The 12450-nt window shown below is 72.3% G+C and carries 14 protein-coding genes; 5 read left to right on the top strand and 9 right to left on the bottom strand.

Annotated elements, in window-relative coordinates; all coding sequences use genetic code 11:
* Positions 1–55 precede the first annotated feature (55 nt).
* From VFZ70_11450 to galU, 6 genes are all read right to left on the bottom strand, one after another.
* Complete coding sequence (locus tag VFZ70_11450) at positions 56–709, bottom strand: hypothetical protein (protein HEX6256411.1); 654 nt, start codon at positions 707–709, stop codon at positions 56–58.
* 27 nt (positions 710–736) lie between these two features.
* Complete coding sequence (locus tag VFZ70_11445; GenBank protein HEX6256410.1) at positions 737–1297, bottom strand: hypothetical protein; 561 nt, start codon at positions 1295–1297, stop codon at positions 737–739.
* A gap of 125 nt (positions 1298–1422) precedes the next feature.
* A complete protein-coding gene (locus VFZ70_11440; protein ID HEX6256409.1) occupies positions 1423–1911 on the bottom strand; it encodes a MogA/MoaB family molybdenum cofactor biosynthesis protein in 489 nt (162 codons plus the stop codon).
* Complete coding sequence (gene moaC / locus VFZ70_11435; GenBank protein HEX6256408.1) at positions 1904–2398, bottom strand: cyclic pyranopterin monophosphate synthase MoaC; 495 nt, start codon at positions 2396–2398, stop codon at positions 1904–1906. The genes VFZ70_11440 and moaC overlap by 8 nt, the downstream gene beginning before the upstream one ends.
* Before the next feature lie 4 nt (positions 2399–2402).
* The gene (gene glp / locus VFZ70_11430; protein HEX6256407.1) at positions 2403–3725 is read right to left on the bottom strand and encodes a gephyrin-like molybdotransferase Glp; all 1323 of its coding nucleotides are present in this window, start codon (positions 3723–3725) and stop codon (positions 2403–2405) included.
* A complete protein-coding gene (gene galU / locus VFZ70_11425) occupies positions 3722–4603 on the bottom strand; it encodes a UTP--glucose-1-phosphate uridylyltransferase GalU (GenBank protein ID HEX6256406.1) in 882 nt (293 codons plus the stop codon). Before galU ends, glp begins: the two co-directional genes overlap by 4 nt.
* Before the next feature lie 220 nt (positions 4604–4823).
* Here galU and VFZ70_11420 point away from each other — a divergent pair, with 220 nt between their 5' ends.
* The 5 genes from VFZ70_11420 (at position 4824) to VFZ70_11400 (ending at position 8522) form a co-directional block, all read left to right on the top strand.
* The gene (locus VFZ70_11420; GenBank protein HEX6256405.1) at positions 4824–5402 is read left to right on the top strand and encodes a 5-formyltetrahydrofolate cyclo-ligase; all 579 of its coding nucleotides are present in this window, start codon (positions 4824–4826) and stop codon (positions 5400–5402) included.
* A gap of 188 nt (positions 5403–5590) precedes the next feature.
* Positions 5591–5917, top strand: a complete 327-nt coding sequence (locus tag VFZ70_11415) for an FmdB family zinc ribbon protein (GenBank protein HEX6256404.1) — start codon at positions 5591–5593, stop codon at positions 5915–5917.
* Between the two features lie 2 nt (positions 5918–5919).
* Positions 5920–6729 carry an S-methyl-5'-thioadenosine phosphorylase gene (locus tag VFZ70_11410; protein HEX6256403.1) on the top strand — a complete coding sequence of 270 codons (810 nt, stop codon included), beginning with the start codon at positions 5920–5922 and terminating at the stop codon, positions 6727–6729.
* 121 nt (positions 6730–6850) lie between these two features.
* Positions 6851–7501 (top strand): hypothetical protein, encoded by a 651-nt coding sequence (locus VFZ70_11405; GenBank protein HEX6256402.1) that lies wholly within the window; start codon positions 6851–6853, stop codon positions 7499–7501.
* A gap of 133 nt (positions 7502–7634) precedes the next feature.
* On the top strand, positions 7635–8522 hold the full coding sequence (locus VFZ70_11400) for an undecaprenyl-diphosphate phosphatase (protein HEX6256401.1): 888 nt from the start codon (positions 7635–7637) through the stop codon (positions 8520–8522).
* 8 nt (positions 8523–8530) lie between these two features.
* Here VFZ70_11400 and VFZ70_11395 read toward each other — a convergent pair whose 3' ends face one another.
* The 3 genes from VFZ70_11395 to VFZ70_11385 are packed head-to-tail and all read right to left on the bottom strand — an operon-like array spanning position 8531 to position 12172.
* Positions 8531–9352: a fumarylacetoacetate hydrolase family protein gene (locus VFZ70_11395; protein HEX6256400.1), complete on the bottom strand. Its 822-nt coding sequence runs from the start codon at positions 9350–9352 to the stop codon at positions 8531–8533.
* Entirely contained in the window at positions 9349–10722 is a 1374-nt protein-coding gene (locus VFZ70_11390; GenBank protein ID HEX6256399.1) for a TldD/PmbA family protein, read from the bottom strand. The genes VFZ70_11395 and VFZ70_11390 overlap by 4 nt, the downstream gene beginning before the upstream one ends.
* A 52-nt stretch (positions 10723–10774) precedes the next feature.
* Positions 10775–12172, bottom strand: a complete 1398-nt coding sequence (locus VFZ70_11385; GenBank protein ID HEX6256398.1) for a TldD/PmbA family protein — start codon at positions 12170–12172, stop codon at positions 10775–10777.
* Between the last annotated feature and the right edge of the window lie 278 nt (positions 12173–12450).

Here is a 12450-nt window from a genome sequence, read left to right as displayed (position 1 = left end):
GACGGCACACGTCGACGACCACGCGGAGGACAGGTGTCGTCGTTGGACGACGACCTCAGCCGTCCGCGCTCCCGACCCGTCCGTCGAGGTCAGCGGCGGCGAGTGCACGATGTACTCGATCGAGCTGCAGCGCCGTCGTCAGGTCGCCGCGGCTGCGTTCGGTGATCGACCGCGCGACATCGGTCGAGCGCCGCAGACCGCCGGTCACGCCGTCCGGGAAGTCGATCGTGACCAGCACCGCGATGATGTCCTCCATCGCGGCGAGCGCGGCGCTGGCCCCGTCGTGGTCGCCCGCGCGCAAGAGGTCGAGCATCCGTCGACGCAGCTCGCCAACGGTCTCGGCCAGCCCGTTGAGCCACGCCGCCGTGTCGATGTCGAGCTCGTCGGGGCCGGGCAGGTCGTCGGACGCGGCGACGAGCAGTCCATAGACCAGCCGGGCTTCGGCGTACTCCTTCTGGGCGTCGAGGACGAAGCCGGCGCCGGTCAGCTGTGGCCGCTCACGTGAGGCGCCCCGTACGACGTCGAGCGAGTCGGTCGCCTCGTCGAGCAGTGCGCGCGCCGTCGCCCCCTCGGAGCGATGCACCGCGCGGATCGCGTTTGCCGCAGAACGGATGACGCGGCGCGACGCCGCGTACGCGTCCTCACGCGCCCGGTGCAGGGTCTCGAGCTCAGTCCGTGCGCGCTCGCCGATGTCGTCGAGCTGTGCCACGCGTCCTCCTCGGTGATGCCCGTGGGGTCACGAATCGGTGGAGCGGCCCCGCTGCCAGCCCGTGACGATGATGCCCGACGCGTCGCCCACGACCAGCTCGATCGCGTCGGGATCGGCAACGGTGGGTTGCGGCGCTTGTCGTCGCGCGCGTTCCTCCGCGATGTCGTGCAGGGTCTCGCGCTGCTCGGCGAGGCGTCGTTCGAGCCGCACGGCCAAACCGACGTACAGGGTGTACGGCACGCCGATGACAGCGGCGGGCACCCACCACGGGCCGCCGAGCGCAAGCCCCGCCACGACCGCGGCGACCAGCGCGAAGCCGCCGCGGGCGAGCACGGCACGTCGGCGCAGCTCGGCGCGGCTGCGCGGCTGTGCGGCGACGATCTTCTCGGGATCGCTCAGGACGAGGATCCGGCGGCCGGCTCCGTCGCCGTCGCGCCGGTCGGAAGCGGACCGGGGCAGGGCGTCACCGTCGCCATCGACGTCGGTACCCAGCTCCTGCGTCGAGGCGTCACGTCGGTTGCGCAGCAGGCCGGGCAGCAGCACCCAGGTCCACAGGGCGACCAGCAGTCCGACGACGACGAAGCTCATCGCGGCGCAGACTACCAACGAAGTGATTTTTCCCGGCGGATGTCCGGCGCACCGCCGACGACTGGGCCTCATCCTCGCTCATGCCGGGCACACACGCCGTGATCCGGCCCCGCGGCGCCGGCGCTTCAGCGGGGGTGATCGCCGCCGCGCAGCTGATCGACGGCGTGACCGAGCACACGCAGGACGACCGACAGGTTCTCGGTCGCCCCCTTGGGCGATCCAGGCAGGTTGATGATCAACGTGTCCTGCGCGACGCCCGCGATGGCGCGGGACAACATGCCCATCGGCGTGATGCGCAGCGCGGCCGCACGCATCGCCTCCGCGATGCCGTCGACGGTGCGCTCGATGACGTCGCTGGTCGCCTCGGGCGTGCGGTCCCGCGGGTGCAGGCCCGTGCCGCCGGTCGTCACGATCACGTCGGCGTCCGGCAGTGCGGTCCGCAGCGCGTCGGCGACGACGTCGCGGCCGTCCGGCACGACGACGACGGGATTGACGGTGAACCCCGCCGAGCGCAGCTGCTCGGCGAGCAGCGGACCTGCCTCGTCGTCGTAGACACCGGCGGCGGCGCGCGTCGAGACGGTGAGCACCGTCGCCCGTCGCGGTTTCTCAGCCATCGTCGCCACCCCGCCGGTACTCGCCACGCACGCCGCCGGACTTGTGCTCGAGCCGCACGTGGCGCACCACGGCGCCCCGGTCGATCGCCTTGATCATGTCGTACAGCGCGAGTGCGGCGGTGCTGGCCGCGACCAGTGCCTCCATCTCGACACCGGTGCGGTCGGCGGCGCGGACCGTGGTGCGGATCTCGGCTCGGGGCGGATCGTGGTGGACGACGACATCGACCTCGACGCCCGCCAGCGCGACGGTGTGGCACAGCGGGATCAGCTCCGGGGTGCGCTTCGCGGCCATGATGCCGGCCACCCGGGCCACGGCCAGCGCGTCACCCTTGGGCAGACTGCCCGCCGCGAGCTGCTCCGCGGTGGCCGCGCGCAACACGACCTCGGCACTCGCGGTGGCCTCACGGACGGACGGTGCCTTGTCGCCGACATCCACCATGCGTGCGTGACCGCGCGCGTCGAGGTGGGTCAGCCGGTCATCGGTCACAGCGTCACACGCTGCGCAGCAGGTGCACGACGACCCGCTCGCCGATCTCCAGGCGGTCCCGGTCGGCCGGCACCTCGGCGAGGCCGTCCGCATCGACCAGCGAGCGCAGGATGCCGCTGCCCTGCGCGCCGGTCGGCCGCGCCTGCCACTCCCCGTCCCGCCGTCGCAGCGTGACGCGGGTGAACTCCACCTTGTCTGCGACCGAGTCCAACGGGGCCTCGAGCGCCGCGCTGATACGCGGCCGGCTGAGGTCGCGGCGGCCCTGCAGCCGACGGATGGTCGGGCGGACGAAGACCTCGAAGCTGACGTACGCGCTGACGGGGTTGCCCGGCAGACCGAAGCACGGGATGTAGCGGTCGGGGTCCGCCTCGATGAAGCCGAACGCCTGCGGCATGCCCGGCCGCATGCCGACCTTGCGGAACTGCACGTCACCGAGCTCGGCGAGGACCACCTTGACCATGTCGTAGCGGCCGGCGCTGACGCCGCCGGTCGTCACGAGCACGTCCGCGTGGGGCAGCAGTTCCTCGATCGTCTCACGCAGGTCGGCCTTGTCGTCCGAGGCGATCATGCGCCGCAGCGTCTGCGCGCCGGTGTCACGCGCCAGCACGGTCAGCACGTAGCTGTTCGCATCGTAGATCGCCCCGGCTGACCGCTCGGTCCCGGGGTCGGCGAGCTCCTCGCCGGTCGACACCACGACCACGCGCGGCTGCGGGTAGACCGAGACGTACGAGTGACCCAACGCGGCGAGCATGCCGACGCTCGCGGCGTCGAGCACGGTGCCGGTGACCAGGATCGTCTCGCCGGCGCGCACCGACTCGCCGGCGCGACGGATGTGGGCACCGTGCGCGGGCGGCGACGTCACCCGGACCCGGTCGCCATCGCGCTCGACCTGCTCGACCGGCACGACCGCGTCCGCACCCGGTGGCATCACGGCACCGGTCATCACCCCGACGGCGGTGCCGGGCTCGGCGGGCATCGGCTCGTCGTCGCCGGCCGCGACCTCGCCGACGACGGGCAGCCACCCGTCCGCGGCGTCGGCGACCACGGCGTAGCCGTCCATCGCCGAGTTGTCGAACGGTGGGACGTCGGTGTGCGCGACGACGTCGGCGGCCAGCGCGCAGCCTGACGCATCCAGCAGCGACAGCTGGATCGGCGGCAGCGGAGAGACCGCGTCGATGATGCCCTGCAGGTACTCCGACAGCGGAACCAGCTCGGACGCGGGCGGACCGTGGTCGTGGTGGCTGACCTCGTCTTGGGCACCGCCATGCTGGTCGGGCGGTGCGTCGTGCACGTCGTCGTCAGGTCGGTCGGCGGATGGTTGGCTCACCACGACTGCACCACCTCACGCAGGAAGGCCCGGAACTCAGGACCCAGATCAGCACGCTCGGTCGCCAGGCGCACGGTCGCCCGCAGCCAGTCGGCCTTGCTCCCCAGATCGAAGCGTGGACCCGTGTATCGGATCGCCCGGATCGGCTTCTCGAGCGCTTGCGCCCGCATCGCATCGGTGAGCTGGATCTCACCACCCTGTCCCGGGTGCAGCGCGTCGATCTGATCGAAGATGTCGGGTGTCAGCACGTACCTGCCGATGATGCACAGGTTGGAGGGCGCGCTGGTCGGCCCGGGCTTCTCGACCATGTCGGTGACGTGATAGACGTCGGGGTCGCTCGGATCGGGCTCACCCGCGATCACGCCGTACTTGTGCAACTGGTCGTCGTCGAACTCCGTGACGGCGAGCACCGTGCGTTCGGTCACGGAGTTGAGCTCGGTCATCCGCCGCAGCAACTGCCCACCGTCGCCGAGGACGTCGTCACCCAGCAGCACGGCGAACGGCTCGTCACCGACGTGGTTTCGGGCACATCCCACGGCGTGACCAAGGCCCAGCGGCCGGCCCTGTCGCACGTAGTGGAGGCGCGCCAGCATCGCGGGCTGGCGGATCGCCGCGAGCAGATCGTCACGGCCGTCGGCCGCCAGGCTGGCCTCGAGCTGCTCGTCCCGATCGAAGTGATCCTCCAACGACCGCGTGCCACGACCCGTGACCACCAACAGGTCGTCGATGCCCGCCGTCACCGCCTCCTCGACGGTGTACTGCACCGCGGGCTTGTCCACGAGTGGCAGCATCTCTTTGGGCTGTGACTTCGTGGCAGGCAGGAACCGGGTGCCCAGACCCGCGGCCGGGATGACCGCCTTGCGCGCTCGCAACGCCATGCCTCTCGCCTCGTCGACTTCCGACCGGGATCAGCTGCGGTCGGATGTGGCTGGACGGAAGTCTACGGGGTCGACCCGCCCGCCGGAACGCGGGTGCCCGGACGGCGCGCGGGCTACGCTGCCCCGGCGCCGTTCAGGTGGCCGGCCGGACCCTCCCTGCGGTGCGGCGAAGGCACGCTCACGGGTCCCCGACGGGGCCTGCCGACGGGTGGTGGAGCTGGTGCGCGACCAGAAGGCCCGGGTGCGGCGGGAGCTGCTCGCGCGCCGCGACGCCCTGGCACACGACGTGCACGCGCGCGCCAGCGCGGCGGTGCGTGCACGTCTGTCGCAGCTCCCCGAGGTCAGCACGGCCAGGACCCTGCTGGCGTTCGCGTCCTTCGGGTCGGAGGTCGCGCTCGACCCCTTCCTGGTCGACCGCATCGCCCTGGGCGTCGGGGTGTTCCTGCCCTACATCGCCCGGATGTCGCCGCCGTGGCTCGAGATGATGCGGGTGACGGATCTCGACGCCGATCTCGTGCCGGGGCGGATGGGCATCCGCGAGCCCGTCCGGCGTGGCCGCCGCCCCGCCCGGGTGGACCGGCTGGACGTGGTCGTCGCTCCGGGCGTCGCGTTCGACCGCGCGGGAGGCCGGCTCGGCTACGGGGGTGGGTTCTACGACGGGCTGCTGCTGCGGCTGCGGCCGGAGACCCCCGTCATCGGCGTCGCCTTCGCCACGCAGATCGTCGACCGCGTGCCGCGTGACGACCGTGACGTGCCGGTCGACATGGTCGTCACCGAGGAGGGCGTGGTCGTGACGTGACCTCTGCCGGGGCCCGTGCGCCCGCGGCGTGCACCAACTCGGCATACTGGCGCGCGGACGTGACAGTCCCGCACGGCCGGGTGCGCCGCCGAACCCCGGTCGGCCCCGGCCGCGGCCACCCCCGCGTGCCCGGGCCCGGTGGACCGGTCGGGCCGGTCACACCCGTTTCAACGCCGGGAGCAGCAACCATGCCAACGTACGAGTACGCGTGCCGCGACTGCGGACGGCACCTCGAGGTCGTGCAGTCGTTCAGTGACGACCCGCTGCAGACCTGCCAGCACTGCGGAGGGCAGTTGCGCAAGGTCTTCAGCGCCGCTGGGATCATCTTCAAGGGTTCGGGCTACTACGTCACCGACACCCGCAACGAGCGGTCGCGCAGCGGCTCGACGAGCGGGTCGTCGCGGTCGTCGGACGGTGACGGATCCGGCTCGTCGGACTCGTCGAGCTCGACGGCCGACAGCGCGAAGAGCACGTCGTCGGACACGGCCGCATCGACCGACGCCAAGAGCGCCTGAGGATGGCGCCCGGCGCGATCGCGGTCGGCATCATCGGCGGCTCGGGCTTCTACGAACTGCTCGACGACGCCCGTGAGGTGACCCCGGAGACGCCGTACGGCGCGACGTCCGCGCCCGTGGTCATCGGTGAGATCGACGGGCGCGCGGTCGGCTTTCTGCCACGCCACGGCCCGAACCACGAGCTGCCGCCGCACCGCATCAACTACCGCGCGAACCTCTGGGCCCTGTCGGAGCTCGGCGCCACCGACGTCATCCTGCCGTGTGCGGCCGGCTCACTGCAGCCCGACGTGATGCCGGGTCACTTCGTCGTCGCCGACCAGGTCGTCGACCGAACCCGCAACCGCGTCGACACGTTCCACGACGAGACGCCCGTGACCCACGTCTCACTCGCCGACCCCTACGACGAGGAGATGCGGCAGGTCGCCGTGCAGTGCGCCCGCGACCTGCGCATCCCCGTCCACGACCGCGGCACGGTCGTGGTGATCGAGGGGCCGCGGTTCTCGACCCGCGCCGAGTCGCGCTTCTACTCGTCGATGGGCTGGGAGGTCATCAACATGACGCAGTACCCCGAGGTCGCGCTGGCCAGGGAGCTGCAGATGGCCGCCGTCAACGTCTCACTGATCACCGATTACGACGTCGGTCTCGAGGACGACCCCAGCGTGCCACCGGTCAGCAAGGACCGGGTGGTGGAGGTCTTCGCTGCGAACAACTCCCGCCTGCGCGACCTGCTCTTCGCAATGGTGCCCCGGCTGCCCCTGTCGCCCGGCCGGCCGACGCTGCGCGCCCTCGACGGCGCCCAGTTCTCGCCGTAGCTCCGAGGACACCCCGCCACGGACCGCCGGCGCGTCCGGACCGGCACGGCGGTGACGTTGTCAACACCCCGGCATGGCCTCGCCGTGCACGCCCGGCGGCAGGCTGTCAGCCTGCCGGGCCATGCGCTCACTGTCCCACCTGCGACGCCACCTCGACGGGCCACCATACGCCCTGCCCGCGGCGCTCGACGCGTGCAGCGAACGCTGGTGGCGGACGACGCCACGCCGACGCGCGCTCGCGCTCGTCGCGGCGTTCCTGGCCGTCGTCGCGGTCGGTCAGTGGTGGACCGCGCACGTGCACCGTCGCTGGGGCGGACCCGCCCGTCGCGCGCTGATCGCCGTCGAGCACGCCAACGTCGGTGACCGTCCGCAGGTGCGGTCGGTGCTGCTGCCACCGGCGATGGTGCCGGCCGACGCCCCGCGCTCGGTCGACGGCGACGAGCGACTCGCGCTCGCGCTACCCGCCAGTGCGGTGCTGACCAGGGCGCACCTGTCACCCGAGGGCCCGGCAGCTGGCCTCGACCCGGAGCTGCGCGCCGTGCCGCTGCCCGTCCCACCGGGGTTGGAGGTCACGGCGGGTGGAACGGTCGACGTCTGGGTGCTCGAGGCCGCACCGGACCGGTCACGGCGCGTGGCCGAGCGCCGACCTGTGCTTCGCGTGTCCGCCGGGGACGATCCCGTCGCGCTCGTGGGGCTGGCGACGGCCGAGGTGGCGGCGACCATGCGGGGACTGGCGGGTGGTGATGTGCTGCTCACACAGGCGCCGCCGTGATCGCGCAACCCGCGACGGTGCCGGTCGACCGATCCGGACCTGCACGCACCGGCGGGCGAGAGCCTATGCTCGTGTCCGTCATCTCCGGCCGTTCGGCCGGAGCATCCGGGCGACCTCGAGGACCGATCCAGCCGTGGGCGAAGTGCTCCGTGCCGTCCTGCTCGGGCTCATCCAGGGCCTGACCGAGTTCATCCCCGTCTCGTCGAGCGGGCACCTCGTGCTCGTGCCGCACTTCCTGGGCATCGAGACCCCGGGGATCGCGTTCGACGTCGCGCTCCACCTGGGCACGTTCGCGGCGGTCGTGCTCTACTTCCGCACCGACCTGAAGTTGATGCTCGCGGCAGTCTTCGGCATCGGTGACCCCGTCCTCATCCCCTATCACCGCCGCCTCGCGGCACTGCTGGCCGTCGGCAGCGTGCCGGTGGCGATCATCGGCGTGCTGCTCGGCGACGTCGTCGAGGCCGCGTTCGAATCCCCGACGACGGCCGCGACGTTCCTGATCGCGACCGGGGCGTTGCTGGTGCTAGGCGAGGCCGCACGCACGCGACGTGGAGGCATCACGGCGGCGCGCCCGCCGACCGACCGCAAGCAGATCATGGTCGGCTACGACGCCGGCGATCACGAGGGCATGACGCTGGATCGGATCGGCATCCGGCACGCGCTGATCATCGGCGTCGGGCAGTGCTTCGCCCTGTTCCCCGGGGTCTCGCGATCCGGCACGACCATCGCGACGGGCATGGGTGCGGGGCTGACGCGGCCCGCGGCCACCAGGTTCTCGTTCCTGCTGGCGCTGCCGGCCCTGGTCGGTGCGACCATCGTGAGCCTGCCGGACCTGACGGCGGGCAACCGCGTGTTCGGCGCACCCGCGATCGCGGCAGGCATCCTGGCAGCGTTCGTGTCCGGCTACCTGGCGATCCGCTGGCTGCTCGCGCTCGTCGCCCGGGACCGCCTCACCGGCTTCGCGGTGTACTGCGTCGTCGTCGGCGTCGCGAGCCTGATCGCGCTATCGCTCGGCGCCTGATCCCGCGGTCAGGTCGTGTCGGCGACACAGGTGTTGACCAGCTCGCCGATGCCCTCGATCTGCGTGTGGACCACCTGACCGGGTTGCAGGAAGCGGGGCGGGTCACAGCCCGCGCCGACGCCGCCCGGCGTCCCCGTGGAGATCACGTCGCCGGGCTGCAGCGTCATGATCCGACTCAGGTACGACACGACCTCCGCCGGGGGGAACACAAGGTCGCTCGTCCGCGCCGACTGACGCACATCGCCGTCGACCGCGCAGCTGATCGCCAGGTCCCGGGCGTGGTCGATCTCGTCGCCGGTCACCAGGACCGGACCGAGCGGGGTGGTCCGGTCGAACGTCTTGCCCTGCAGCCACTGCTGTGTGCGGAACTGCCAGTCGCGCATCGACACGTCGTTCATGATCGTGTAGCCGGCGATCACATCCGACGCGTCGGGCGCGTCGACGTTGCGTGCGCGCCGACCGATCACGAGCGCCAGTTCGACCTCGTGATCGGGCTTCGTCGACACCGACGGAAGCACGATGTCGTCGCGGGCGCCGATCAACGCCACCGCGAACTTGGCGAAGCACGTCGGGTGCTCCGGCAGGTCCCGGCCCATCTCGGTGATGTGTGTCTCGTAGTTGAGCCCCAGGCACACGATCTTGGGAGGGTTGACGACGACAGGCGCCAGATCGGCGTCGGCCACCGCGACGTCCTCCGCCGACACGTCGTCGCCGGCACCGGTCATCAGCGCCGTCACGGCGTCGGCGGCCTCGACGGGGACCAACCGGTCGCCGTCGAGCCTGGCCGCCGTGGTCGTCCCGTCCCCGTGCCGGAGCGTTGCGAACCTCATGCGTCCCCCTGTGCCCCGCCCGCGAGCGTCATGCCGTCCACCACGAGCGTCGCGCCACCCATCGCGCCACCGAACGGCAGGAAGCGCAGGTCGTCGCCGACCGCGATCAACTGCTCCAGCATCTGCGGGATCGAACCGGCGATGGTGGCCTCGCGCACCGCCTCGGCGAACACGCCGTCGCGGATCATCACACCCGCGGCGCCCACGCTGAAGTCCCCGGTGATGGGATTCGCACCCGAGTGCAGGCCCATCACCTGCTGGCAGTAGAAACCGGTGTCGATGTCGGCGATCAGCCCGGCCGGGCTCGTCGTACCCGGCTCGATGTAGAAGTTGGTCGGGCTCAGCCCCGGAGGCGCGCTGTAACTCGGGCGGCTGGCGTTGCCCGTGCTGGACGTGCCGTCGCGCACGGCGCTGGCGACGTGGTGCAGGTAGCCCCGCAGCACGCCATCCTCCAGCAGCACTGTCCGCTGCGTCGGTGTGCCCTCCCCGTCCCACGGCGCCGCAGCCGGACCCCCCACCAGCCGGCCGTCGTCCACGAGCTGCACGAACGACGGGGCGAGCTGCTCGCCGACCTTGCCGGCGAACAGGCTGCGGCCGCGCTGGACGGCCTCGGCGGTCAGCCCGCCGGCCACCAGCCCGAGGAACGACGCCGTGACGAATGGGTCGAACACCACCGGCAGCCGCGCGGTCGACGGCGCGGTGCCACCCAGCAGGCGCGTGGCGCGGTCCACGGCCTCGGCGGCAGTGGCATCAGTGTCGAGCTCGGCGAGGCTGCGCCCCATCGACAGTCCGAGCGCGCTGGTCGTCGACCCGTCGCGACCGGCGAGCGCCTCGACCAGCAGGTAGGCGTCGCTGCGCCGGTAGTCGGCGCGCACGCCGGTGCTGGACGCGATCGCGGCGATCCGCACGCTGTCGCCATAGCGCGCCGCGTCGGTCCCGGTGATGTGCCGACCGCCGCCACGGGTGGCCTGCTCCACCGCGATGGCCGCCTCGACCTTCTCGTCGGGCGTGACACGCTCGACTGCGGCGTCGTACAGCTGGTCCTCGTCGAAGTCGTCCACCGGTCGCGGACCGGGCAGCACGTTGCCGTCGTCGGGTGTGCCGACCGAGGCGTTGTCGCGTGCCTCGTCCAGCGCGGCGGCCAGCGCATCGTCCGACAGATCGACGGTGTAGCAGTAGCCCACACGACGGTCACTGACGACGCGGATGCCGACACCCCTACGCCGGGCGCTCGACAGCGACTCGACCGCGCCGTCGTGCGCCTTGACGGTGGTCTCGGTCTCGTCCAGCCCGAACGCCTCGACGCCCTCGTCGGCCCTCGCGCGATCGACGATGCGGTCCAGCACGCCCAGCAACTCGTCAGCACTCATGACCTACCCCCACGTCCGCGGGACGACCGCTGAGCGGTGCGATGTCCGGCCATCACGCGCCCGTCCCTCCCACCGTGATGCGGCTGATGCGGACCGTGGGGTTGCCCAGGCCGGCCGGGACGCCCTGACCGTCCTTGCCGCAGATGCCCTCCCGCACGTCGAAGTCCGTGCCCACCGCGTCGACGCGGGCGAGGATCGACGGACCGTCGCCGACCAGGTTGGCCCCGCGCACCGGGTGGGTCAGCTCGCCGTCCTCGATCAGCCACGCGACCGCCACGCCGAACACGAAGTCGCCGGATGCGGGGTCCACCTGTCCCCCACCCAGCTGGTCGCAGAACAGCCCGCGTCGCACCGCCCGCACGATCTCGTCGGGATCGTCGTCACCCGGCAGGATGTACGTGTTGGTCATCCGCGGGATCGGCAGGTGCGCGTAGGACTGGCGACGCGCGTTGCCGCTGCGTGCCAGGCCCAGTTCGTCGGCACGCAGCCGATCGGTCATGTAGTCGGTGCACACACCACGGTCGAACAGGACGGTGCGCTGCGCCGGCGTCCCCTCGTCGTCGAAGCCGAAGCTGCCCCACGCGTTGGCGATCGTGGCGTCGTCGACCCCGGAGATCAGGTCGGAGCCGATCTTGTCGCCGCGGCGGCCCTGGTAGACGCTGGCGCCCTTGGCGACGATGTCGGCCTCCATGCCGTGGCCGCACGCCTCGTGGAACAGCACGCCGCCACTGCCGGGCGCGAGCACGACCGTCATGTCCTCCGCAGGCGCCGGCCGGGAGTCGAGCATCAGCACGGCACGCTCGGCGGCGCGGCGGCCCACCTGGTCGGGCGGGTGCTCGTCGAGCAGTTCGAGGCCGGCCGCGGCGCCCGGCGCCTCGAGCCCGGTCTGGACGACGTCGTCGCGGGCCGCGACCACGCGCGCGGCCAGCCGCGTGCGCACGCGGTGCTCGGTGTGGCGGTGACCTTCCGAGTTGACCAGCAGCACGTCCTGGGTCGTGTCGCCGTAGGTCGCGCCGACCTGCCGGACCGCACCGTCGACGTCGCGCGCTGCCTCGTCGATGCGCCGCACGATGTCGGCCATGCCCGGACCGTCGAGCTCCGCCGGGTCACGCCGTGCCGGATGGCTGTAGGGCGGCTGCACGGTGCGCAGGTCGGCGATCGTCGCGCGATCGCGCCCGTCGATCCCTGCCGCCGCGGTGCGCGCGGCGTCGATCAGCGCCTCACGCGTCAGCACGTTGGTGAACGCATAGGCGGTGCGGCCGTCGGCGATCACGCGCACGCCACCACCGCGGTCGAGGCCCGTGACCAGGTCCTCGACCCGTTGGTCGTCGACGCCCACCGAGCGGCTGCGTCGCTGTTCGACGTACAGGTCGGCGAACTGGCCACCTGAGGACAGCGCGGCGTCGAGGATCGCACGCACGTCAGCGTCGTCGAGCTCGGGAAGCGTCACGGGCACCACCTGTCGCAGGGAGATGCGCCAGTCTCGCACGACCATCCGGCCGCCGGGCGTCGGATGTGCACGGACGCGGGCTGCGACCCCCGGCCGCCGGGCGTCGGATGCGCACGGACGCGGCCTGCGACCACCGGCCGCCGGGCGCCGGATGCGCACGGACGCGAGCTGCGACCACCGGCCGCCGGGCGCCACGCCGCCATACGCCGCACGTCCGGGCAGCCACCGACCGGACGCGGGTGGTGCCCCACCGACGGCGACCGCACGCCGCTGTGCGC

This window comes from Euzebyales bacterium (assembly GCA_036374135.1).
GTDB lineage: Bacteria > Actinomycetota > Nitriliruptoria > Euzebyales > JAHELV01 > JAHELV01.
Note: the sequence above shows the minus strand (reverse complement) of the source record. Positions and strands in the feature narration are given on the sequence as shown.

Excerpts from the sequence above, each read along its gene's own strand:
- VFZ70_11410 (HEX6256403.1), top strand. The coding sequence starts at position 5,920 with ATGGCGCCCGGCGCGATCGCGGTCGGCATCATCGGCGGCTCGGGCTTC.
- VFZ70_11440 (HEX6256409.1), bottom strand. The coding sequence starts at position 1,911 with ATGGCTGAGAAACCGCGACGGGCGACGGTGCTCACCGTCTCGACGCGC.
- VFZ70_11395 (HEX6256400.1), bottom strand. The coding sequence starts at position 9,352 with ATGAGGTTCGCAACGCTCCGGCACGGGGACGGGACGACCACGGCGGCC.
- VFZ70_11415 (HEX6256404.1), top strand. The coding sequence starts at position 5,591 with ATGCCAACGTACGAGTACGCGTGCCGCGACTGCGGACGGCACCTCGAG.
- VFZ70_11390 (HEX6256399.1), bottom strand. The coding sequence starts at position 10,722 with ATGAGTGCTGACGAGTTGCTGGGCGTGCTGGACCGCATCGTCGATCGC.
- VFZ70_11445 (HEX6256410.1), bottom strand. The coding sequence starts at position 1,297 with ATGAGCTTCGTCGTCGTCGGACTGCTGGTCGCCCTGTGGACCTGGGTG.
- galU (HEX6256406.1), bottom strand. The coding sequence starts at position 4,603 with ATGGCGTTGCGAGCGCGCAAGGCGGTCATCCCGGCCGCGGGTCTGGGC.
- VFZ70_11405 (HEX6256402.1), top strand. The coding sequence starts at position 6,851 with ATGCGCTCACTGTCCCACCTGCGACGCCACCTCGACGGGCCACCATAC.